This is a genomic window from Providencia sp., from assembly GCF_052096715.1.
GTDB lineage: Bacteria > Pseudomonadota > Gammaproteobacteria > Enterobacterales > Enterobacteriaceae > Providencia.
In genome coordinates this window covers 36,957-59,116 of record NZ_JBQDNB010000024.1, presented here as the reverse complement: position 1 = coordinate 59,116, position 22,160 = coordinate 36,957, and the positions used below count along the sequence as shown (strand labels likewise).

Annotated in this window: 21 protein-coding genes and 3 tRNA genes; 14 read left to right on the top strand and 10 right to left on the bottom strand. The window is 36.9% G+C overall.

Annotated elements, in window-relative coordinates:
- Positions 1 to 117 precede the first annotated feature (117 nt).
- Positions 118 to 1,146 carry a tetratricopeptide repeat protein gene (locus ACTH6U_RS16380; protein WP_441829471.1) on the bottom strand — a complete coding sequence of 343 codons (1,029 nt, stop codon included), beginning with the start codon at positions 1,144 to 1,146 and terminating at the stop codon, positions 118 to 120.
- Positions 1,147 to 2,162: 1,016 nt separating this feature from the next.
- Here ACTH6U_RS16380 and dtpA point away from each other — a divergent pair.
- The gene (gene dtpA, locus ACTH6U_RS16375; RefSeq protein ID WP_294107667.1) at positions 2,163 to 3,632 is read left to right on the top strand and encodes a dipeptide/tripeptide permease DtpA; all 1,470 of its coding nucleotides are present in this window, start codon (positions 2,163 to 2,165) and stop codon (positions 3,630 to 3,632) included.
- Positions 3,633 to 3,833: 201 nt separating this feature from the next.
- Here the strand turns inward: dtpA and glpX are convergent, their stop codons facing one another.
- Positions 3,834 to 4,811 carry a class II fructose-bisphosphatase gene (glpX, locus tag ACTH6U_RS16370; RefSeq protein ID WP_441832664.1) on the bottom strand — a complete coding sequence of 326 codons (978 nt, stop codon included), beginning with the start codon at positions 4,809 to 4,811 and terminating at the stop codon, positions 3,834 to 3,836.
- 181 nt (positions 4,812 to 4,992) lie between these two features.
- Positions 4,993 to 5,916, bottom strand: a complete 924-nt coding sequence (locus ACTH6U_RS16365) for an AEC family transporter (protein WP_294107665.1) — start codon at positions 5,914 to 5,916, stop codon at positions 4,993 to 4,995.
- 487 nt (positions 5,917 to 6,403) lie between these two features.
- Here ACTH6U_RS16365 and ACTH6U_RS16360 point away from each other — a divergent pair, with 487 nt between their 5' ends.
- The 13 genes from ACTH6U_RS16360 to ACTH6U_RS16300 all read left to right on the top strand — a co-directional run bounded on the left by ACTH6U_RS16360 (position 6,404) and on the right by ACTH6U_RS16300 (position 19,127).
- The gene (locus tag ACTH6U_RS16360) at positions 6,404 to 9,205 is read left to right on the top strand and encodes a DUF2339 domain-containing protein (protein ID WP_441832659.1); all 2,802 of its coding nucleotides are present in this window, start codon (positions 6,404 to 6,406) and stop codon (positions 9,203 to 9,205) included.
- Positions 9,202 to 10,689, top strand: coding sequence for a DUF3999 family protein (locus tag ACTH6U_RS16355; protein ID WP_441832658.1), 1,488 nt, complete (start codon positions 9,202 to 9,204; stop codon positions 10,687 to 10,689). Before ACTH6U_RS16360 ends, ACTH6U_RS16355 begins: the two co-directional genes overlap by 4 nt.
- A 202-nt stretch (positions 10,690 to 10,891) precedes the next feature.
- Positions 10,892 to 11,167, top strand: a complete 276-nt coding sequence (locus tag ACTH6U_RS16350; RefSeq protein ID WP_434718698.1) for a hypothetical protein — start codon at positions 10,892 to 10,894, stop codon at positions 11,165 to 11,167.
- A gap of 65 nt (positions 11,168 to 11,232) precedes the next feature.
- Positions 11,233 to 11,634, top strand: coding sequence for a GFA family protein (locus ACTH6U_RS16345; RefSeq protein WP_294107657.1), 402 nt, complete (start codon positions 11,233 to 11,235; stop codon positions 11,632 to 11,634).
- A gap of 230 nt (positions 11,635 to 11,864) precedes the next feature.
- Positions 11,865 to 12,272, top strand: coding sequence for a phosphate-starvation-inducible protein PsiE (gene psiE, locus ACTH6U_RS16340; RefSeq protein WP_434719611.1), 408 nt, complete (start codon positions 11,865 to 11,867; stop codon positions 12,270 to 12,272).
- Positions 12,273 to 12,566: 294 nt separating this feature from the next.
- On the top strand, positions 12,567 to 14,117 hold the full coding sequence (locus tag ACTH6U_RS16335) for an AbgT family transporter (protein WP_441829474.1): 1,551 nt from the start codon (positions 12,567 to 12,569) through the stop codon (positions 14,115 to 14,117).
- Between the two features lie 32 nt (positions 14,118 to 14,149).
- Positions 14,150 to 15,382: a peptidase T gene (pepT, locus tag ACTH6U_RS16330; RefSeq protein ID WP_294107651.1), complete on the top strand. Its 1,233-nt coding sequence runs from the start codon at positions 14,150 to 14,152 to the stop codon at positions 15,380 to 15,382.
- A gap of 218 nt (positions 15,383 to 15,600) precedes the next feature.
- Positions 15,601 to 16,287, top strand: coding sequence for a LuxR C-terminal-related transcriptional regulator (locus tag ACTH6U_RS16325; protein ID WP_441832657.1), 687 nt, complete (start codon positions 15,601 to 15,603; stop codon positions 16,285 to 16,287).
- Positions 16,254 to 18,086 carry an excinuclease ABC subunit UvrC gene (gene uvrC, locus ACTH6U_RS16320; RefSeq protein ID WP_294107647.1) on the top strand — a complete coding sequence of 611 codons (1,833 nt, stop codon included), beginning with the start codon at positions 16,254 to 16,256 and terminating at the stop codon, positions 18,084 to 18,086. Before ACTH6U_RS16325 ends, uvrC begins: the two co-directional genes overlap by 34 nt.
- Positions 18,087 to 18,143: 57 nt before the next feature.
- A complete protein-coding gene (pgsA, locus tag ACTH6U_RS16315; RefSeq protein ID WP_336430837.1) occupies positions 18,144 to 18,692 on the top strand; it encodes a CDP-diacylglycerol--glycerol-3-phosphate 3-phosphatidyltransferase in 549 nt (182 codons plus the stop codon).
- 165 nt (positions 18,693 to 18,857) lie between these two features.
- Positions 18,858 to 18,933 (top strand) — tRNA-Gly (locus tag ACTH6U_RS16310).
- A 25-nt stretch (positions 18,934 to 18,958) separates the two neighbouring features.
- Positions 18,959 to 19,032 (top strand) — tRNA-Cys (locus ACTH6U_RS16305).
- An 8-nt stretch (positions 19,033 to 19,040) separates the two neighbouring features.
- Positions 19,041 to 19,127: transfer RNA gene (locus ACTH6U_RS16300), tRNA-Leu, on the top strand.
- 171 nt (positions 19,128 to 19,298) lie between these two features.
- Here the strand turns inward: ACTH6U_RS16300 and ACTH6U_RS16295 are convergent.
- The 7 genes from ACTH6U_RS16295 to ACTH6U_RS16265 form a co-directional block, all read right to left on the bottom strand.
- Positions 19,299 to 20,312, bottom strand: a complete 1,014-nt coding sequence (locus ACTH6U_RS16295) for a tyrosine-type recombinase/integrase (protein ID WP_441832656.1) — start codon at positions 20,310 to 20,312, stop codon at positions 19,299 to 19,301.
- A gap of 1 nt (position 20,313) precedes the next feature.
- The gene (locus ACTH6U_RS16290; RefSeq protein ID WP_441832655.1) at positions 20,314 to 20,532 is read right to left on the bottom strand and encodes a DUF4224 domain-containing protein; all 219 of its coding nucleotides are present in this window, start codon (positions 20,530 to 20,532) and stop codon (positions 20,314 to 20,316) included.
- Positions 20,516 to 20,701, bottom strand: a complete 186-nt coding sequence (locus ACTH6U_RS16285; RefSeq protein WP_441832654.1) for a hypothetical protein — start codon at positions 20,699 to 20,701, stop codon at positions 20,516 to 20,518. Before ACTH6U_RS16285 ends, ACTH6U_RS16290 begins: the two co-directional genes overlap by 17 nt.
- Before the next feature lie 73 nt (positions 20,702 to 20,774).
- Positions 20,775 to 20,948 (bottom strand): hypothetical protein, encoded by a 174-nt coding sequence (locus ACTH6U_RS16280; RefSeq protein ID WP_441832653.1) that lies wholly within the window; start codon positions 20,946 to 20,948, stop codon positions 20,775 to 20,777.
- Positions 20,945 to 21,115 (bottom strand): hypothetical protein, encoded by a 171-nt coding sequence (locus ACTH6U_RS16275; protein ID WP_441832652.1) that lies wholly within the window; start codon positions 21,113 to 21,115, stop codon positions 20,945 to 20,947. The genes ACTH6U_RS16280 and ACTH6U_RS16275 overlap by 4 nt, the downstream gene beginning before the upstream one ends.
- Positions 21,109 to 21,702 (bottom strand): HNH endonuclease signature motif containing protein, encoded by a 594-nt coding sequence (locus ACTH6U_RS16270; protein ID WP_441832651.1) that lies wholly within the window; start codon positions 21,700 to 21,702, stop codon positions 21,109 to 21,111. Before ACTH6U_RS16270 ends, ACTH6U_RS16275 begins: the two co-directional genes overlap by 7 nt.
- Positions 21,703 to 21,938: 236 nt before the next feature.
- Positions 21,939 to 22,118 (bottom strand): hypothetical protein, encoded by a 180-nt coding sequence (locus ACTH6U_RS16265; RefSeq protein WP_441829790.1) that lies wholly within the window; start codon positions 22,116 to 22,118, stop codon positions 21,939 to 21,941.
- Positions 22,119 to 22,160 lie beyond the last annotated feature (42 nt).

The window sequence follows — 22,160 nt, the reverse complement described above, 5'->3', positions numbered from 1 at the left end:
CTAGTCACATACTTATGTATGCTCCTAGGGATTAGCTTTATTTGCCGCCTACCTATAATCTAAACTATTTAGAGGATTAGTTATGCGTAGAATGCAGATCTTCTGATCGCGGCGGAATTATCTTTGTTGATTTTCTAAAATCAGTACCTTTTTTTGCGCGCGTTCATTCCCTTGGGCTGCTGCTAGCTTGTACCAGCGCAAAGCTTTATTATCATCTTGTGTTACGCCCATTCCATATTGATAACATGCACCGCTTGCATATTGTGCATCGGCGCTGCCTTGTTGGGCTGCTTTAATAAACCAATGACATGCTTTTGCTTGGTCAGCTGAAACACCATCGCCACGTGCATAAATTAAAGCTAAATTAAATTGAGCGGAGGCTTCACCTTTTTCGGCAGCAAGAGTTAACCACTTAATGGCTGACTTTGTATCTTTCTTAACACCTTGCCCGTAGAGATATAGCATCCCTAAACTATTTTGGGCGGGTGAAAAATTTAAATTTGCGGAGCGAGTAAAATATTGGAAAGCAAGAGGGTAATCTACCTTATTATACATTCCGGTTGCTGCTTGATAACCTAGCAAATATAAAGCTTGAGGATGATCTTTTTGTGCAAGGGATAGATATATTTTTTCAGCTTTCTTAGGGTCCTCTGTGACTGCGGTTCCTTTTTCATACCAATACGCCAAAGTAATTAATGCCGCAGGGAAATCTTGTTGTGCTGCTTTTTGTAACCAATTTTCTGCTTGCTGTGGATCCTTCGCTAAAATCTTATCAATACCATTTAAAGTATATTCTGCCATATTCATTTGGCCTATTGGGTCACCTGCTTCTGCGGCTGTTTGCATCCAATACAGCATCAATTTATTGTCTTTAGCTATGCCTGTACCTTGTTGATACATAAGAGCAAGATTGATTTGTGCTTTAGTGAAACCTTGAGCCGCAGCTAATCCATACCATTTTAGTGCATCCTCAAATTGACGATTTGATTGATAAAACATCGCTAAATTAAATTGGGCTTCTGCTTTTCCTGTTTTAGTCAGTGTGAGTAAACTTTGTTCATCCGTTAAGGGGGGGGAAGTTTTCGCATAGGCTAAATGAATGAATACACTGCCTATGAGTAGCAGTGAGATAATTATTTTTTTCACTTTTATTCCTTTCAGCCGTATTTTTGCAAATGCATTCTAATGATAGGTTATCCTGTTGTTTTCATTCATGCAATCATCAAACAGGAATCAATATTTATTCGTATAATTTAGCAAAATTGTTATCTTTATTATTTTTTTCTAAGAAAAAGTGTAAAAAAAATAAAAAAAGATGAACCTTCTGGGGAATATGAATGTCTTATTAGTAACTATATTATTGTTTGCTTGCGTAAACATTCATATATTTACCCTCATCATTCATTTCTTTACACGAAGTAATGTAATAATGCAGCTACGTAGTGATAGTTTGAAAGATCCTTTAGTAGTATGCATTATGCCCAGTTCATTTTCTGGGCTTTTTTTTATCAAAAATTTGATATTCCCCCATTTTATTATCCAATCTAACGTAAATGACTAACTATTCATGCTAAATGAATAGTAGAGATAATCACAATTAGTGATAGTTATCTTATCTAATAATAATTTCAAGGTACTATTTTCTACATATTCCCTCTTTGTGTTATTTAGGGACATCCTTGGGGCTGAAATTAAATATATTAAATAAAAACGTACTGTTATTATTTCAATATAGAATAATATTCTTAACAATCGTTGAACATCTGATTAATTAGTGGTCGATAATAATGTTGTTATTTTGTGAAATATTGAAGTTAATAACGATTAAAATCTATTCATCCAGTAATTAACACTAGCTAATTCTTTATTTTTGGTGCATAAATAACGTATATTGAATAATGGATTGATAGGTCATTAGCGGTTTATATTCCTGTTAATGTTGAATAATTAATCAATTATACTTTAACTCATTGAATTTAATGTTCGTGATTCATAAACAATATTCACATACTGTTTTATTTGTTTTGAGGTCAGGGAATGATACTCCTCCTACCGAAAGTGAATCTTTCAGACTTTTAATTCTTGAGATCATAACAATGCGAGAGCGCAAATAGCGTTCCGTGGTTTTTTTGCATATGTACAGGTTGTACTAGAGGTAACTTGTGTCCACAACTAACAATAACAAAGAGGAAATAAGTCTTAACGCGTTTAAGCAACCTCGCTCATTCTATCTCATCTTTTCTATCGAACTCTGGGAGCGTTTTGGTTATTACGGTCTTCAGGGAATACTTCCAATTTATCTTAGCCAAGTGCTGGGAATGTCTGAAACAGAATCGATTACACTGTTCGCTGCATTTTCTGCTCTAGTTTATGGTTTTGTTGCGATTGGTGGTTGGTTAGGAGACAAAGTTCTTGGCACCAAGCGTGCGATTGTTCTTGGAACCATTGTCTTAATTGCGGGGTATGCATTTGTTGCCTACTCAGACCATGATGTGTCAATGGTGTATTTAGGCTTAGCAACAATAGCTGTGGGTAACGGTTTATTTAAAGCTAATCCCTCTTCATTATTGTCTACTTGTTATGATAAAGATGATCCCCGTCTGGACGGTGCATTTACTATGTACTATATGTCCGTCAATATCGGTTCATTCTTCTCAATGATAGCAACCCCTTGGTTGGCAAAACATTACGGTTGGGATGTCGCATTCTCTCTTAGTGTTGTCGGCCTCATCATTACACTTATTAACTTCTTTATGTGTAAAAAGTGGGTTTCTCAGCATGGCTCTAAACCTGATTTTGAACCGGTCGTTATTTCGAAATTGCTGGCTACAATCGTTGGTGTGGTTGCACTAATCGCACTTTCAAATTGGTTGCTTTATAACCTCGGTGTTGCTCGTACTGCGTTGGCGATCATTTCATTAGGTATTTTAGTTATTTTTATCAAAGAAACATTGGCGTTAACTGGCTTGGCTCGTCGTCGAATGATAGTTGCATTGATTTTAATGCTTGAAGCGATAGTGTTCTTTGTTTTATATAGCCAGATGCCGACTTCTCTAAACTTCTTTGCTTTACATAATGTTGAGCATGATGTGTTAGGATTTGCCATTGAGCCTGCTCAGTATCAAGCGTTAAATCCATTGTGGATTATGATTGGTAGCCCAATATTAGCTGCTATTTATAATAAGATGGGCGATAACTTACCGATGCCGCATAAGTTTGCTATTGGTATGGTACTTTGTTCTGCAGCATTCTTGATTTTACCTCTAGGTGCTAAGTTTGCTAATGACGCGGGTATTGTTTCCGTAGAATGGCTGGTTATTTGTTATGGTTTCCAAAGCATCGGTGAATTGATGATCTCTGGTTTAGGCCTCGCAATGGTAGCACAATTGGTACCACAGCGTTTGATGGGCTTTATTATGGGCGCATGGTTCTTAACTAACTCGGCTGCGGCCTTTATTGCCGGTTATGTTGCATCCCTAGCGGCTGCACCACAAGGTGAGATAACTAGTAAAATAGAATCATTAGCGGTTTATAGTGATGTATTCTTAAAAATTGGTATTGCAACGGGTGTGATCGCCATTATTATGGTCTTTACCGCACCGATGTTAAACCGTATGACACTTGAGCGTTAATTTTTCGCTTGAATGACATAATAATAAAAGGGCTGATTTAGCCCTTTTATTATATTTAGCCTATTTCGATATTCAAATTAATTAAATTCATTTAGTTAACCGAATTCAGCGTTTATTTACGACACTTCTATATTCATTTTTATGTAACTCCGTTGTCTGTCACAACGATTTGGTACTTTTCGAATCAGGCAGATAAAAAGACTATTTAAAGTGGCGGTTATTGATAATTTTTAATGAGCGGTTGTGGCCACTAACTAAAATAGTATTCGATGTACGGCTATAGTCATCGTGAGAAATTCCCCCCATAAGCACGGTTGATGTAATCGCGGTGGCAGAAAATATAACGTCAGAAGTACTTACCATCATATCGAGAGATAAAATTTCGCCAATTTCAATCCCCATTTGCTTACAACGTAAGGTTTCTTGTAACGCAAGTTGCTTGTTTTGCTCGCTGTCGCCTTTAGCCTGATCGCGAGAAATTAATCTTGCTTGCATATCGCCACCTAGAGCACGTGCAATAGCCGCACTGATAATGCCCTCAGGTGCGCCACCAGTACCATACATCATATCAATTGGATGCTCTGGTAAGATAGTTAGCAATGATGTCAGCACATCGCCGTCAGGAATAGTGATAACGTTCGCACCAAAATTTCGAATGGTTTTGATGATATGTTGATGGCGTGGTTTATCTAACACTGCAATCGATAAGCTTGAAATAGGTTTATTTAAAGCAGTAGAAAGAAATTCAAGATTTTTTTCTAACGGATTTGCCAGATGTACAGCACCTTTAGCTGCTGCACCGACTACTATTTTTTCCATATACATGTCGGGAGCTTGTAATAGTGTACCTGCAGGCGCAGCGGCCAGTACAGCAATCGCATTTTGCTCATTACAGGCAACCATACGGGTTCCATCAATGGGGTCTACGGCTATATCTAAATGCTGATTTCCGGATTGTTTTCCGACTTGTTCGCCAATATAGAGCATAGGTGCGTCATCAATCTCTCCTTCACCAATAACAATTTTTCCATGAAAATCAATTTCATTAAGGCGATTACGCATTGCCTCTACAGCTGCTTTATCAGCTGCATTTTTGTCTTGTTTTCCTATCCAATCAAAAGCTGCAATGGCAGCAACTTCGGTAACTGATGCGATAGCAGAAGCTAATTCATCGCTAATTTTCATTTTTAATTTATTTCCCAGATGTATAAAAAGTAAGAATTTGACACCATGATACTTTTTTTGTGATCTGTCTTGCAAATATTAGGTGGATTAATCAGCGTAAATAAGGGGAATAAAATAGAGCTGGAGGGGAAATAAAAAGAATAGGGCAGATTATCGTTAATCTGCCCTTAAAAAATTAAAGCATTTCGACGATCGTAATACCGCCAATAATAGAAATTAATGCGGCTAAGGTACTGAGTAATACAGTTCCTGCCGAGGTTTCTGTATAGGCTTTATTACTAATCGCCAATGCAGGAACTGCTGTTGCTGTGGGTAATACACCGATAATAAATGCCGCTTTTAATAAGTCATCTTGGAGTCCAAGGGCAAGACCTGTGCCAAGTATTAATGCGGCTTGCACAAAGTTTTTAATGAAGACGTTAAAAATAATTTCCGCATTAATTTTTAATTTAATACCTGATAGAAGTAACCCAAGGAAAAACAGTGCCACACCACCTGCGGTTTTACCTAATTCATTAACTGAATTTTGTAATATTTCAGGTAATTTAATGCCACAAATTGCGAGAATTGCGCCAAGAACAGGTAAAAAGACTAAGGGTTGAGCAATCGCTTTTCCGATAGATTTTATAATGCTATTTCCCTGTTGCGTACCACTTATCATCAACAAGGTGAATGGAATAATGATAACGGTATAAATAAGGTTACCTAACACCATGGCAATCAAACCAGATGATCCTACTGTTGCTAATAGCACGGGTGGCCCACAGTAAGCCATGTCGGGAAATGAAACGGATAACGCTTGCATGGCTGCATCTTTTTTATCGTGATGGAAAAAAACTTTCCCTACAATAAAACCAATCACATAAGAAACAATTAAACCTACAGCTAAAGCCAACAAGTAATCGATATTAAGTAATACATCCGGTGGCGCTTGAGCTGCCGCTAAAAATAAAGCAAAAGGTAATGCAATTTTGACAACAAAATCTGCGAATGCTTGAGAGTACTCTCTTTTAATAAAACCATACTTACCTGAAAGCCATCCTACAGCTAAACCCAGAACAATAGGGCCAAGTGCAGCTAGTATTATGTGTAGTAGCATAAGTCCTCTTTACGGCATAGTCTTTTTACGAGCTAGATTATATATTTGTATTTTTACGGCTGTTTTTTTCGCTTAAATACACTTTTGGTTCCATTAGAACTGAATATATAAATATCATAATCATGATAAAAAACACTAACTATCTCTCTATTTTTAAACAAAATTAATTATTATCTAAATGCGAGCATCGAAAAAATAGTATTAATAATATTTTATAAAAGGATATATAAATTTTAGCGGTGTTAAATAGCTATTAAGCTTTTTCTGAATTTTTTAATTTTTAAGGTAAGCGATGATACAAAGATATAAACTCATCTTTATTTGATACTCCTGTGGGGAGTTGAATTGGTGGGGCAATAATTATTTTGTAACAGTTTATTACATTGAGTTGGCAAGGGCATCAATGCTATCTACACTAGCGTTTACCACTGAGAGTGAGTGTTAGCCGTATTCTTAGTTACGAATTTCATTATGAGGAAGCCTATTTGTGGATATTTGGATACTAGTAGGATTCATATTAGTTATTTTGCTTGGTATAGCCCCCATTTTGGCTATCATGGCAATTAATCGAACAAGTCGGTTAAATCATCAGATTTCTGAGTTAAATCAACGTGTTTTTTCTCTTGAGACAGTAGTTTCACAATATAATCAAAAGCATGATATAGACATTGATACTCAAGAAAGCACCCAAACTGAAGGTCGTCCATCACAAATCAAAGTCAACAATAGCTGTGAGGAGCTGCCTGTTTTAGTGTCGGAATTTACCGACAAAACGTTATATTCGCAATCTAGTCAATCTGAAACGGTTAACTATACAGCAGTCATCCCACAAGAAACGCCTAGAGTAGCTAACTTAACCGCTGAAATACCTGTTGAAGGGATAAACCTAAATCGATTTGATAGTGTGAAAACTAGCACTTCAACAATGAGAAATAATGATAATAACCCATCAATTTTTGGTCATTTCTTTAACTGGTTGGTTAAAGGAAATCCTCTCGCTAAGGTCGGAATATTATTATTGTTTTTAGGCGTTGCCTATCTACTTAATTACACCGTGCAAAATGATATTATTTCGCCGCAAATTCGATTACTACTCAGCACCGTGGGCTGCTTAGCGTTACTCGGTACGGGGTGGTGGCTGCGTAATAAAAAAGAGTTATTTGGTTTAATATTACAAGGCGGCGCAATTGGCTGCTTGTACATTACCGTATTTGCAGCATTTAAGTTATATACGATGTTACCTTATGCAATGACATTTGTTTTCATGTTGCTCATTTGTGCGGCGAGTATCATGTTAGCATTACTTCAACGTACAATTAGCTTAGCTATTTTAGCATCGATTGGTGGTTATTTAGCACCTATATTATTATCAACGGGTGGTGGAAATCACATCATTCTGTTTTCTTATTATCTGATGCTATCAGGTGCTATTTTGATTATTAGTTTGTGGCAAGCATGGCGACCACTTAACTTAGTTGGCATGTTTATGACCTATGGTGTTGCCATTCTATGGGGATTAACTAATTATCAGGCGGAATACTACCTGTCTTGCCAACTGTTTATTATTGCTAATCTGATCATCTTTAATGCATTAACTCAATTATTTGCAATACGTTTTGACCATAGTCAGCAGTTAGTGGTGGATAATACGTTATTATTCGTTCCGCCATTTATCAGTATTGCATTACAGTATTTTATTTCAGAAGGTATTGGGTTATTACCTGCTTTTGTTACTTTATTATTGGGGTGCCTCTATCTCATTGCTGGCTTGCATATTCATAAGCGTTATAAAAATGCAGGTAAAAATATGGCATTGGGTAATATCATTATTGGTAGTGGCTTTATCACCCTCGCAATACCGCTTGCCTTAACTTTTGAGTGGACGTCGATTATTTGGTCGATGGAAGGTCTACTTATTCTTTGGTTCGGTTTGCAGCAAAATCAAAAGAAAATGACTCTTATTGGCTCATTACTTATTGTTGTCAGTGCGATTACACTGCTGAGTGATTATCCTTATCTTTATTGGACACGTAGTAGTACTTATATGGTGCCCGTATTATTGGTAGCTTGCTTTTGTGCTGGAGGGTTATTTCACTCGAGGCGTAAACAAGAAAGCCATTTTGATGTTTTAAGTTATGGTTTCTTAATTTTAGGATTAATTGTTTGGGCCTGTTGGGTGCCAATGATTACCGATATTCTGTCTTGGAGTGGTGAGTCAGAAGGTTTCATTATTATGGCACTTGTCGTTATTTCGGTTTGGATATGGCGTTCATATGCAATTAAGATAGATTGGGTTCCTTTACTGTTATGTCAGTCTTTTCTTTGGCTTGTTGGATATTATTATCTGGCACTCAATTTTATCTATGATGAAAATCCAATGGGGCTTGGTGAAGGCTCGTTAATATGGCCAGTTATTTTGGGAAGCTCCATATTATTTGTTATTCATGCATATAAAGTCCGTAATATCTGGATGCAACGCGTTTTACATGGTGCAAATTTTTGGTTGATACTCGCATTTATTGCAACACAGGTAAATTGGTTTGTGGAGATTTTACCTTGGGGTATGCATGAACTAGGGTATTTCTTCTATGTTATGGCAATCACCTTGACCACTTTAGTGCTTTATTGGTTACAGCAAAATAGATTATCTCCAATGAGACGTCATGGGCTTATTTATTGGTATAGCTTCTTACCTGTAATGGTCGTGCTTATTATCTTATCTTATTGTGCGAACTTGGAAGATGGCAAATTAATGTTCTGGAATTATATTCCATTAATTAATCCATTAGATGAAGCAGGCCTTTTTAGTATTGCTGCAATTTTGTTGATGCATCGAGGTTTTGCGCAAAAACTTAAAAAAGTTACCGAGTATGATATTTGGATTATGCGAGGACTTGTGGTGGCGACAGCTGCTCTTTCTGTATTATGGTTTAATGGCATTCTTATTCGTGCAACCGCAGACTTTGCAGATTTAAATTGGAATTTTTATGTGCTATATCATTCTCGCTTAGTTCAAACCGTGCTTTCAATTAGCTGGGCACTTGCTGCATTAGTATGCATGGTCATTGCTGCGGTGAAGAGAAATCGAATTTGGTGGTTCAGTGGCGCCAGCATTTTTGCGTGTGTTATTGTTAAATTGTTCCTTATTGATATATATGGGCAAGATGGCATATCACGAGCGATTTCATTTATTGTTGTTGCGCTATTGATATTAATTGTTGGTTATTTCTCACCACTACCACCTAAAGTTGATCATGACATTGCACAAGAGAAGGAGACGCAATCGTGAGCCTAATAAAAAAAAGAGGATTTAAAGGGCTACTTTCAGTCTTTTCCTTGGCATTATTATTTTCAAGCCATCTTTATGGTGAAGAGATTAAAGAGGCGACACCTTATAGTTATTATCAAGGCATAGAATTAGATATCCAAGATAGTAATAGTCCTTTTTTCTGGTTGGAGTTACCTCCAGAAGCTTATATTAACTCTGCGTATCCAAAAACATTGCAGGATGTACGCGTTTTTAACGGTACAGGTGATGAAGTACCTTCAGCTCTTTTCTATGATGCAGAAAAATCGATTTCGACTTCTAATATTTCTTTTGTGCCTCAACGCTTAATTGCACAAGTTGATAATGTAAAGTCACAGAATGAATATTTAGATGACCAACAATATTTATTAGTTGAAGCAATCCCTGGAAAAGTGACTCGAATTGAATTACCGAATATGCAAAGGAAGCAACAGACAAATTACCAGGCTTATTTATTGACGCGAGATCAAACTAAAAATAAGGAAATGTTAGCTCAAAGCTTGAATTTAGATTGGGCAAAAAGTGAAAAGGAATGGCAAGCGAAGGTTTTCATTTATGCAAGTAATGATAAAAAAGATTGGGTTAATATTTCTGCCAATCAGCCTATCATGAATTTGAAATTAGATTCAGGTACTATTGCAAGTAATACCATTGAGCTTTTGCGTGGAAATTCTGCGGTATTGAATGCGCCTTATTTGATGGCGATTGTTGTTAGCGCACCAGAAGTCCTCGTTCCTGATTTACAAAAAGTAAATGCGACCGCCAATATTTTAAATTCAACGCGTCGTCAGCAGGTATTTCATTTTGAAATGACCAATGATGGCGTATCGAGAGAACACATTATTTATCAACTCGCGTCTTCACAGCCTCTTTCTGAACTACAGGTCAAGTTACAGCAATCAAATAGGGTTATTCCTTTAAAAATCGAGTATTCATCTGAAAATATTGATGACTGGAAATTATTAAGAAATATAGTTGCCTACAACCAAGTGACTGATGGGGAAAGTGTTAGTAATCCGACTATTGCACTCAATGGTGAAATGATCAGAAAATTAAGGATCACTGCATTAAAGGGAAGTTGGGAAGAGAGTCCTCCTCGTATTGACGGACAAAGGGATGGCATTAATATTATTTTTAATATGCAAGGTGCCGCGCCTTATTTGTTAGTGTGGGGTAATAAGCAGGCTAATCTTGATAAAATGACGTATAGCGATCTCATTGGTAAACCATATGGTGTTGATGAGGTGATGTCGCATTATCCTGAACTTTATGCAACAGATAAAGTTATTGAACTTGGTGGCGTAGAACGACTGAGCTCAATTGAGTTAGTTGATGATGATGTGAATTGGATGACAATCGCATTGTGGGTATTGTTATTTATTGGAATAATTGTTTTGCTGTATTTTTGTTGGTATTTATTTAAAGAGATCAACGCGTCAGATAAAGATACTTCAAATGATTTATAGCTTATATTTTTAGGTGATTAAGGGAGCTAAGTGCTCCCTTTTTTTATATTGATGGTGACAAAGATGATTAATAACTTTGGTTAACTAAACACAACTCGACGTAATTTTATTCATTTACTTATCTACGTAAACAATTACCCAATCTTGGTGTTATTTGACGTAGATATGGGATAAAACTGAGACATAGAAATAGGAGATGTTTATGAAGCGAATGTTATTGGCTAATTTATTCATGGTGGTTGCGTTATTGACGAGTACATCCGTATTTGCACAGGTTACTGATAGTGCAATTTCCTACGACCTAGCACCCTATAGTACAACACAGTTAAAATATATATCAGAACAGGCAAGTGTCCATGAACATGAGGTTGGTGATCTTGAGTCTGAACGTGAGGTCATTGAGGTAAGTCGCCTTCGTTTAAGTGAAAATATTAATGATAAGCGATTTACAGGGCGTCAATTTAGGATCTATGATTAAAATAGGAATAAGGTTATCAAGTGAAAACGTGAGTATATAGATGATTTTTTATTAAGGAAAATATTATGCATCAAGGTCAATGTCTTTGCGGTTCAGTGAAAATTTTAACAAACAAGCCTGTTGATAAAGTGAGTGCTTGTCACTGTGGTATGTGTCAAAAATGGAATGGTGGTCCTGGAATTAGTATTGATTGCGGTAGTGATATTAAAATTGAAGGAGATAAGTCTATCACTCGTTTTATGTCTTCTTCATGGGCGGAGAGGGCATTTTGCAATAACTGTGGTACACATTTATTTTATCATTTGCATTCACCTTCCACTTATTATGTCTCAGCGGCCTTGTTTGATGAAAGCAAAGACGCCGAACTGAGTCTGCAAGTTTATATCGATAGCAAGCCAAAATATTATAATTTTGCTGAAAAAACACCAACGTTAACAGAACAAGACATCATGAATATGATGAGTTAATAATTATTTATAAAGCTGGTTTTCTTGCCAGCTTTTACTCTTTACAGTTTATCTAAAGTAAATTTAGCCCCTCTGTTGTAATGCTTGCGTCTTAAAATTGAATTACAATCAGGAAAACTTTATTGTAATGGCATTGATTGAACTTTAATTTAAGTAAGTAAAAGTACGCGCTTGGGTTAATATAAAAAGATAGCCAATGCGTGATTCTAGAGGAATGATGAATGAATAATATGAAGGGAATGCGTCACGCTAGCAATATAGCATGGGTTTTACAGTGGATATTGAATATTGGATTAATTGCGTTAGCAGCGGTACTTGTTTTCTTTTTAGTTAAAGAAACAGTAACTATGGCAGCACTGATGTTTGGTGATGTTAAGGGAGTGACGGCGTATGAACTTTTAGAAGGTATTGTTATTTACTTTCTTTACTTTGAGTTTATTGCATTGATAATTAAATATTTTATGTCTGGATATCACTTCCCGCTAAGATATTTTATTTATATCGGAATTACTGCAATAATTCGTTTGATTATTGTCGACCATAGTGACCCTATGACGACCTTATTACATGCAGGTGCTATTTTAGTGCTTGTTGTAGCTCTCTATATTGCGAATACTGAGAAACTTAGACGAGAATAATACTCATAAAGTTAACTTATATTTTGAATTGACAAGGAGAATAAAAAATTTTTTTTATTCTCTTTTTGTATTAAATACAACCGATTTAAGTGATATAACTAAAGCGATGTTTATAGTATCAAAAAATTTAGTAAATTAGCTTAATGAAAATAACTAATCCATTAAATTAATTTAATGTTAAGGTGAGTGGCTGATTTATCTTGTTAAAACAAATTACAAAAGTGTTTTACTTTTTCAAACGGGTTAACTACTGTAATAAAGTTTCTATTCTAATAACATAAGTAGCTTGTAAATATGACAACTAATACACTTCCAAAGAAAAAAGGTTTTTTAAATCGCGTTGAACGGATCGGTAATGTTATGCCTGATGTCACAATGCTATTTGTTTATGCCTTAATAATATGTTGGTTTTTATCTTATCTCCTTTCATTTGTAGATTTTAGTTATTATCATCCTATTTCAAAAGAGAAAATTGCTGTTGTAAATATGTTTCAGTACCAAGAAATAATACTATTTATTACAACAGCAGTGAAAAATTTCATTAATTTCCCACCGCTTGGAATTACAATTGTTGCAACTTTAGGGATTGGTATTGCTGAAAGTAGTGGTTTTATTAATACTGCTTTGAAAAAAATGCTTTCTTTTATTTCACCTAAAATGCTAACTCCTACTGTTGTATTTGTTGGTATCGTTTCTCATATTGCTTCTGATTCTGCATATGTCATTTTAATGCCAGTTGCCGCCATGATGTTTTATGCAAGTGGAAGGCATCCTTTAGCGGGTATTGCTGCTGCATTTGCAGGACTTGCAGGCGGATTTACTGCAAGTTATACACCATCAATTATTGATCCTATAATGCAGAGTTTCACGCAAGACGCAGCGCAAATGTTAGCGCCTGGTTATACCGTAAATGTCTTATGTAATTATTTTTTTAGTTTAGGCGGTACATTTGGTGTTATTTTTACTTGCTGGTTTATTACAGAAAAAATTGTTGAACCGTGGTTAAATAAAAATTGCCCTATTACAATAGCTGAAGTAGATACGGACTCAGAGCAAAAATTGGGTGAAATTAAGCCAATAGAGCACCGGGCTTTTCGTATTGCAGGTTTAGTTCTTATTGCACTAGGGGTAGGTTTATTTGCACTATTATGGCCTGAAAATTCGCCATTACGAGGTCCCGATGGTAGTTTAACTAGCCCGAAAGCACCAATTATGCAAATTGTGGTACCTCTTTTATTTATTTTCTTTGCTCTTCCTGGTGTTGTTTATGGCTATATGACTAAATCTTTTACCTCAACCAAAGATGTGGTTAAGGCGATGGAAAATATTACAAAGTCATTAATTCCTTTTATTGTTTTTGCATTCTTTGCTGCACAATTTTTGTATTCATTTCAACATTCAAACTTAGGTACATTACTTGCATTATCTGGTGCTGAATTATTGCGTACATTAGATATGCCATCCGGTATGACCGTATTTGGCGTTATTTTATTGACAGCTGTTTTGAATATTATGATCACTTCTGCCACTTCTAAGTGGGCTATTATGGCTCCGGTCTTGGTTCCAATGTTAATGGCGGTTGGTATTTCACCAGAATTAACGCAAGCAGCGTTCCGTGTGAGTGATTCGGCAATGAACGTCAGTACGCCAATGTTCCCGTTTTATCCATTAATCTTAATGTATTGCCAAAAATATTATAAGAATGCAGGGATTGGTACACTTTGTTCAATGATGATCCCATTCACAATAGGATTATTGATTACCTTAACTGCGACACTATATCTATTTTGGGCCTTTGATATTCCTATTGGTTTTGATAGTGGTTATACGTGGCAGCCAGCATAATAAACAAAAAAATTGAGTAGAAGGAATATGTAATGAATGAGTTAGGTAAACAGCTTGAACAACGTTTCTACCGCTATTTAACAATAGAAAGTCAAAGTGATGCTTCAGCAACAGTTGTGCCAAGTACTGAAGGGCAGCGTGAGTTAGCTAAATTATTGGCACAAGAGTTAGAAAGTTATGGTTTAAAAGATATTTATATTGATGATCATGCGATTTTATATGCGGTACGCCCGGGTAGTAATCCGTTAGCACCAAAAATTGGGTTTGTCACCCATTTGGATACGGTAGATGTTGGGTTATCTCCTGTAATTAAGCCTCAAACATTAAAGTATGAAGGCGAAGATTTATGTTTGAATACACAAGAAAATATATGGTTTAGATCTGTAGAACATCCTGAAGCATCGCCTTACATTGGTGAAGAGATTATTTTTAGCGATGGAACTAGTGTACTAGGTGCGGATAATAAAGCCGCAGTGACAGTAGTAATGGAGTTAATGAATAAACTACAACATGCAGATTTTGATTGTGGTGATATATATGTGGCTTTTGTTCCTGATGAAGAAATTGGACTTCGTGGGTCAAAAATAATGGATTTATCTCGTTTCAAGGTCGATTTTGCCTATACTATTGATTGCTGTGCATTAGGAGAGGTGGTATTCGAAACATTTAACGCTGCTTCTATTGAAGTTTCGATTAAAGGTATTACAGCTCATCCCATGTCTGCTAAGAATGTATTGTTAAATCCTATTCGTGTGGCTCATGATTTTATTGGATGTTTTGACCGTTTTGATACCCCAGAGCATACGGAGCATCGGGAAGGATATTTTTATTTTACCGATTTGATTGCAAATCCGGATAATGCAAAAATTAAAATGGCGATACGAGATTTTGATCGAAATAGTTTCGAAGCACGTAAACGCTTTATAAATGAAAGTGTTGAATTAATTAGATCTCGTCATCCTCGAGCAACAATTGAATTTAAAATTGATGATGTGTATAGCAATATCAGTGACTCAATTGGCGATGATAGAACGGCAATCAACTTAATATTTGAAGCTCTAGACGTTCAAGGTGTTGAAGCAAACGTTATTCCTATGCGTGGGGGTACTGATGGTTCAGCATTGTCTGCTCGTGGAGTTTTGACGCCTAACTATTTTACAGGGGCACTTAACTTTCATTCTCGTTTTGAGTTTTTACCTATTAGCTCATTTGAGAAAAGCTATTTAGTTTCAGAAACTATTTGTCGATTAGTAGGGCAAAAATAATTATTTATTTAAATATAAAAATAGCCGTTATTATGACGGCTATTTATTATAAGAAATAGGTCAATAATTATATAATTAGAATGATTATTAAGTTTAGAGTTATTATAAATTGTGATTGATTTTTTTTGTGAAATGAAAGCTAAAAAATTACATATAATTTTATTGAGCTTTCATTTATTATCCTGTCTATTAGTTTATATAAAGGATAGGAAGGGTAATTGATTAATATTATAATTATTGACGATAATAATATTACTATTCGTGGGTTTGAAACTATATTTAGTCGAATATCACGTTGTAAAATTGTCGCATCATTTCCGTTGCTAGAACACGCTATTGCTTGGAATCGACAACAAAGAGCGAATATTATTTTAATTAGTAGTGATAATTGCCAATTTGAGTCGCTAAGAACAATCCAAATACTTCGACGAACTCAACCTGAAGTTGGTATTATTATATATAATATCCGTAGTAATTATTCATTTGTGCTTAAAGCACTTGATATTGGTATTTTTGGTATTCTAAGTATTAATATTAATGAAGACGATTTAATTGAAGCTATTCAAGTGGTTAACGCACGTCGCCGAATTATTTCACCCGATATAGCTCAAGATATTGCCCTACAGAGGCTGCTTCATAGTCATGAACATGACTTATATGAGTTGTTATCTGCTAGAGAACTTGAAATTATGTTGATGATAACACAGGGAATTTCAATTAAAAAGGTTGCGCAGTCGCTTACGTTGAGCCCAAAAACAGTAAATACCTATCGATATAGAATGTTTGGTAAACTTAATATCTGTAGTGATGTAGAATTAACACACATAGCAATCAGTTATGGTTTAATTACGGCAAAACAGGGTTTATCAGGGTGGCAGAACAGTTCGAACCAAAAGCTTTCTTAAAAACAGTGACTAACCAGCCTGGCGTCTATCGAATGTATGACGCTGGCGGAACTGTTATTTATGTTGGAAAAGCAAAAGATCTTAAAAAACGATTATCGAGTTATTTTCGAGAAAATGTTGGTAGTCGTAAGACAGAACAACTCGTCAAGCATATCGCTTCAATAGATGTCACGGTGACTCACACCGAAACTGAAGCCTTATTGCTTGAACACAATTACATCAAATTGTATCAACCACGCTATAACGTATTGTTGCGAGACGATAAATCTTATCCTTATATCTTTTTAAGCAAAGAAACTCATCCTCGTTTGTCGATACATCGCGGCGCTAAACATGCAAAGGGTGAATATTTTGGGCCATTCCCAAATTCTTATGCTGTGAGAGAAACACTGGCTTTGATGCAAAAATTGTTTCCTATCCGTCAGTGTGAAGATAGCGTTTATAAGAATCGTTCTAGACCTTGTTTACAATACCAAATAGGGCGCTGTTTGGGGCCTTGTGTTAAAGGTTTAGTGACTGATGAAGAATATGACCAGCAAGTCAACTATGTTCGTCTATTTTTGACTGGGAAAGATAAGCAAGTTCTGACCGGTTTAATTGAACGCATGGAAAAGGCGAGCCAAGATCTCCGTTTCGAAGATGCGGCACGATTTCGTGATCAGATACAAGCGGTACGAGCGGTAACTGAAGAGCAATATGTTTCAGGCGGAAGCGACGATCTGGATGTTATCGGCGTGGCATTTGAATCAGGACTAGCTTGTGTCCATGTCTTATTTATTCGTCAAGGGAAAGTATTAGGAAGTCGTAGCTATTATCCTAAGATACCGTCGGGAACTTTATTAGATGAAGTTGTTCAAACTTTTTTAGGGCAGTTCTATCTGCAAGGTAGTGAGAATAGAACGTTACCTGGTGAGATACTGATTGATTTTGCTTTAGCTGAAAAAGAGTTACTTGCAAGCTCACTTTCTGAACTTGCTGGGCGAAAAATTAATATTCAAAGTCAACCTCGCGGTGTAAGAGCACGTTACTTAAAATTAGCACGTACTAATGCATTGATTGCGTTATCAACAAAAATTGCGCAACAGTCAACGATAATTCAACGAATAAAGTCATTGGCAGAAGTTGTTAAACTCGATTCGATTTCTCGCATGGAATGTTTTGATATATCCCATACCATGGGGGAGCAAACTGTTGCTTCTTGCGTTGTGTTTGATAAAACCGGTCCGGTTAAATCTGAATATAGGCGCTATAATATTACAGGGATCACCCCAGGCGATGACTATGCTGCCATGCATCAAGTGCTAACTCGTCGTTATGGTAAGCATATCGATGAAAATAAAATTCCTGACATTATTTTCATCGATGGGGGAAAAGGGCAACTTGGTCAAGCTAGAGACGTTTTTGACTCTTTAGAAGTGGACTGGAATAAAGACCATCCTTTATTAATTGGTGTGGCAAAAGGAAGTGATCGCCGTGCAGGGCTTGAAACGCTATTTTTAAAACCAGAAGGTGAAGGTTTCTCATTACCACCAGATTCGCCTGCGTTGCATGTTATTCAGCATATTCGAGATGAGTCTCACAATCATGCTATTACAGGACATAGACAACGCCGAGCAAAAGTTAAAAATACCAGTGCATTAGAATCAATAGAAGGAATTGGGCCTAAGCGCCGCCAAATGCTCTTGAAATACATGGGGGGATTACAGCCTTTACGCAATGCGAGTATAGAAGAGATCGCAAAAGTGCCCTCGATCTCATACGCACTGGCAGAAAAGATTTATAATGCATTGAAACAGTAAGTGTCTTAGGGCAACATACTTATAATATCCAACTTGGTCAAAAAGTTAGTGAGCGCGATGAAATTAAATATACCTACGTGGTTGACCTTATTTCGAGTCATCCTGATACCGTTTTTTGTATTGGCTTTCTACCTGCAAGTGAGCTGGGGGCCTTTTGCCTGTGCATTAATCTTTGTTATTGCGGCGGTGACTGATTGGTTTGATGGGTTTTTAGCCCGTCTTTGGAAGCAAACCACAAAGTTTGGGGCGTTTTTAGATCCAGTCGCAGATAAAGTGATGGTGGCGACTGCTTTGGTTCTTGTCACTGAGAGTTATGATGTTTGGTATATCACATTGCCTGCTGCAACGATGATTGCTCGTGAGATTATCATTTCCTCTCTAAGAGAGTGGATGGCAGAGATAGGTAAGCGTAGTAGTGTGGCGGTCTCTTGGATCGGGAAATTTAAAACAACAGCGCAAATGATGTCACTTGTTGGTTTGTTATGGCGTCCAAATCCATTGATTGAGAATCTTTCTATCGCATTAATGTATGTTGCTGCAATCTTAACTTTCTGGTCAATGTTCCAATATTTGATGGCTGCATGGAGTGATTTGAGCGAAGCTTGATCGAAATGATTGAAAAAACAGCGAACGATTCAATTATTTCAATAATTGTGTTGACTCGAAATGTGAAATCAGTAGAATGCATCGCATCGGACGGCAACTAGGTTTACGAAAAAAAATAAGTAAATCAGCCAGTTTGAAAAGCTAAATTAGAAGTGAAAACTTCATGCGGGAATAGCTCAGTTGGTAGAGCACGACCTTGCCAAGGTCGGGGTCGCGAGTTCGAGTCTCGTTTCCCGCTCCAATCTCTCTAAGAGATTAGTGGAAAAGGCGCGTTAGCAAAGCGGTTATGCACCGGATTGCAAATCCGTGTAGCTCGGTTCGACTCCGGGACGCGCCTCCAAAAATTTAGCCCAGGTGGTGAAATCGGTAGACACAAGGGATTTAAAATCCCTCGGCCTTTAGGCTGTGCGGGTTCAAGTCCCGCCCTGGGCACCAAATAAAACTTGATTGAGTAATCAACAAGTTAGAGTAACGAAGAAGCCACCTTTTAGGTGGCTTTTTTTGTGTCCTAAATCACACTTCATAATACTTTCAGAATATCCTTTCAGAATATCCTTTCAGAATATCCTTTCAGAATATAAAATTCACACTTGGAATTATTATTCATTATTTCTGATTACCTACCACTGGCACTATTTCAACCTTTCTATCATATCGAGCCGTTTGACCAATATTTTTATGCCCTGATATTTTTTGTTTCTCTTGCAGCGTTCCATCGAGATCAGAGATCCCTTTTGCTTTTAAATCATGAAAAGTGAAATCAAAAGAGAGTTCAGGGTGATTAATGACAGCTTGCTCTTTAGCTTTTCTCCATCGACTATTAAATCCATCACGCGTATATGCACGTCCGTTTTGCTGATGAACAATAAACAAACTTGATATGCTCTCATCAAGAGGCAGCTCACTCGCCATGGATATGATTTTATGAAGCCTATCAGACCAACCTTTAATTTGGCTTTTGCCCGTTTTGCCTTGCTTGATATAAATACCAACATCCATGATTTGGTCTTTCTTTAATGACAAAACGTCTTGTTGGCGAGCGCAGCACAAATAAGCGAGTTCCATTGCAACCTGAACGATGAGTGGAGCGGATTGAAACAGAGCTTCATATTCTCTATCTGTAATATAGCGTTCTCTTGCCTTTTCTTTGAATTGCTTCACACCTTGGCAAGGATTAAGTTTTACCATGCCGCGCTCATAACCCCATCTGAACACACGAGACATAAAAGTTTTTTCGCGGTTAGCTTGTGTTCGACTATTTAAACCTCGTTTATCCATATATTTACGGACGTGCTCTGGTTTAATGTTATTAGGATGCATCTTTCCAAATACGGGTAAAACTTTATTAGCGTATTTGTTATAATCCTTTTGGGTTTCACGGGATAATTCAATAAAGTCAGCAGACTTTAGAAACTGCTCAACGAGTGATTTATAATTTTCTGTATTTTTTTCATCAGTAATATACTTTTCGTAATGAATCCAAATTTCAGCAATACTACATTTTAGTGAGCACAGTCTAACGGTACCGCCATTGACTGGTTTAAATTCAAATGCGGATCTTCCTCGATATACTCGCACCGGCAAATGATTATCTTCAGGGTTTCTTCTAGTCCTCGCCATATCACATAGCTCCGAAATTAGGCTCTTCTTGAGCTGGAGTTTGGTGACGTTGAGATAATGGGTTTTGAAAATGGCCCCAAGTGGTTCTTGGACGTCCATCAGGTCGTCTGATGAAAAATATCCCTGCACGCTCTAACGCTTTACATTGCTTAGACGGAAGTTGATAGCCGGTCAGTTCTATCATTTCATCCTGAGTAATAATGTCATGATCGCTTCTCATTTTGGTCTTGCCTCATCATCAATAAAATAATTAGGTCGGCGGTATCGCAAGCGCGTTTTATTTCAGCATTAGTGCAAGGTTTATTTTTTACACTGGCTGCTAACCGGCCTAACTTAATATCAAAATCAGTTAATAGTTGTTCCCCTGGTACCCAAGGTTGTAATTGCATGGTGTTAACTCATTTGGTCGTTGAGAGAACACCATGCTAGTTAAATATGAAAAATAAAACTGATTACGCTTAATCAATTATTGGCTCGGATGATTTCTTCAACAGGATAGCACTCAGATAAAATACCTTGTTGAGTTAGCATTTCTTTATCCATCAAGCAATTTTGCTCATCGGGATACACATAGCCATAAGGTTTATATAAGCAGTCAGCACCACTGCAAATGATCAGAAATAAACCATAAATCATTGTCTACTCCTTTGTTGCTGTACAGCTGTAGGTTGAATTTCAATTTTGATATATGCAGGAAAGTCATAAGAAACATTGCAGCGCCTATCCGTTGAAATAAAACCGTACGATCCATCGGGTAGGGTAATTTTAACTTCTTGGTCTTTTTGGTGTTGGTGTCTTAGCATTGGTCTTGCCTCTGTTTTATACGATCGGTAATTGCGATTTTGATTCTGGCCAGTTGCAAAACAGTAGGTTTATGTTCAGCAGGAGCCCCTGAAAAGAATCGATTGATAACACCATGTTCTGACTTGGTAATCACCATTAGGTTATTGATATTGCAATTTAGTAGGTTGTCATCAATAAACTTAACGACATGATCTTTAGGTACAGGGCCGTTGTGTTGTTCCCAAACTAATATGTGCTTAAATTTCCATATTGTCGGGTGTGCTATTTTGACTTTTATATAACCCATCGTGGTAATAACCTCAGTGCCAATAGGTTGATAATTATGTGGTCTATGGTTTATTTTGAATGAGTTTGAGTTTGCACGGGTTAAGCCCTTTTTACCTTTATTGGCAGGTGTGTGACCTTTGCGAAAGGTACCCGATCTGCCTGTTTTTAGCTTTAGGCTTTTACGTAAACTGTTAATGGCTTCCTTTGAGCGTGCAATACCGAATTGCTTGTTAAATGCGAGAGTTAACTGGTCTAGTTGCATTAAGTAATTCTTACGCATCCACTCGCACATTTCGGTTGTATGAACAAAGCGTTTCATTCTTTAACCTCAAGATATTTAGGCGTGTCTCGAATACGACCTTCACTCGCCATGCGTTTTACTGTAATGGCCAACTTACCATTTTCAACAATTGATGAGGCCACTTCGGTAACAGCTTTGGCTCTACTGATTTCATGTTTTAGCTCATCACCTTTCAGATCTTCATCAGAGAGTCTTTCGAGTTGTGCAAATCTTCTAAGTTATTTTTCATAGTCAATATTCCGTGACATGTCACGCTAGTGAATAACAGGTGTTGACGTTGGGTAGCCTAATTGCAGTAAAACTGCCTTTTTCACCATAGACAACGTTTTTTCTTCTTGAGTAGTAGTGCGTTCCGTTGTGTCAACAGACCACTCAACGCTACATTTATTGTTGGTTTCATCATGTGTAATGATGACTTCTAATTTCATGGCCATAATTTTTATCTCCTGATAATGCGCCCATGGCTGGGCGCTATA

What these genes read in the sequence shown, in the direction of transcription:
- ACTH6U_RS16280 (WP_441832653.1), bottom strand. Translation starts at nt 20,948, where the DNA reads ATGATTTATGGTTTATTTCTGATCATTTGCAGTGGTGCTGACTGCTTA.
- ACTH6U_RS16285 (WP_441832654.1), bottom strand. Translation starts at nt 20,701, where the DNA reads ATGCAATTACAACCTTGGGTACCAGGGGAACAACTATTAACTGATTTT.
- ACTH6U_RS16365 (WP_294107665.1), bottom strand. Translation starts at nt 5,916, where the DNA reads ATGCTACTACACATAATACTAGCTGCACTTGGCCCTATTGTTCTGGGT.
- ACTH6U_RS16265 (WP_441829790.1), bottom strand. Translation starts at nt 22,118, where the DNA reads ATGGCCATGAAATTAGAAGTCATCATTACACATGATGAAACCAACAAT.
- ACTH6U_RS16295 (WP_441832656.1), bottom strand. Translation starts at nt 20,312, where the DNA reads ATGGCGAGGACTAGAAGAAACCCTGAAGATAATCATTTGCCGGTGCGA.
- ACTH6U_RS16275 (WP_441832652.1), bottom strand. Translation starts at nt 21,115, where the DNA reads ATGCTAAGACACCAACACCAAAAAGACCAAGAAGTTAAAATTACCCTA.
- ACTH6U_RS16345 (WP_294107657.1), top strand. Translation starts at nt 11,233, where the DNA reads ATGCATCAAGGTCAATGTCTTTGCGGTTCAGTGAAAATTTTAACAAAC.
- ACTH6U_RS16335 (WP_441829474.1), top strand. Translation starts at nt 12,567, where the DNA reads ATGACAACTAATACACTTCCAAAGAAAAAAGGTTTTTTAAATCGCGTT.
- ACTH6U_RS16270 (WP_441832651.1), bottom strand. Translation starts at nt 21,702, where the DNA reads ATGAAACGCTTTGTTCATACAACCGAAATGTGCGAGTGGATGCGTAAG.
- ACTH6U_RS16290 (WP_441832655.1), bottom strand. Translation starts at nt 20,532, where the DNA reads ATGAGAAGCGATCATGACATTATTACTCAGGATGAAATGATAGAACTG.
- pepT (WP_294107651.1), top strand. Translation starts at nt 14,150, where the DNA reads ATGAATGAGTTAGGTAAACAGCTTGAACAACGTTTCTACCGCTATTTA.
- pgsA (WP_336430837.1), top strand. Translation starts at nt 18,144, where the DNA reads ATGAAATTAAATATACCTACGTGGTTGACCTTATTTCGAGTCATCCTG.
- ACTH6U_RS16350 (WP_434718698.1), top strand. Translation starts at nt 10,892, where the DNA reads ATGAAGCGAATGTTATTGGCTAATTTATTCATGGTGGTTGCGTTATTG.
- psiE (WP_434719611.1), top strand. Translation starts at nt 11,865, where the DNA reads ATGAAGGGAATGCGTCACGCTAGCAATATAGCATGGGTTTTACAGTGG.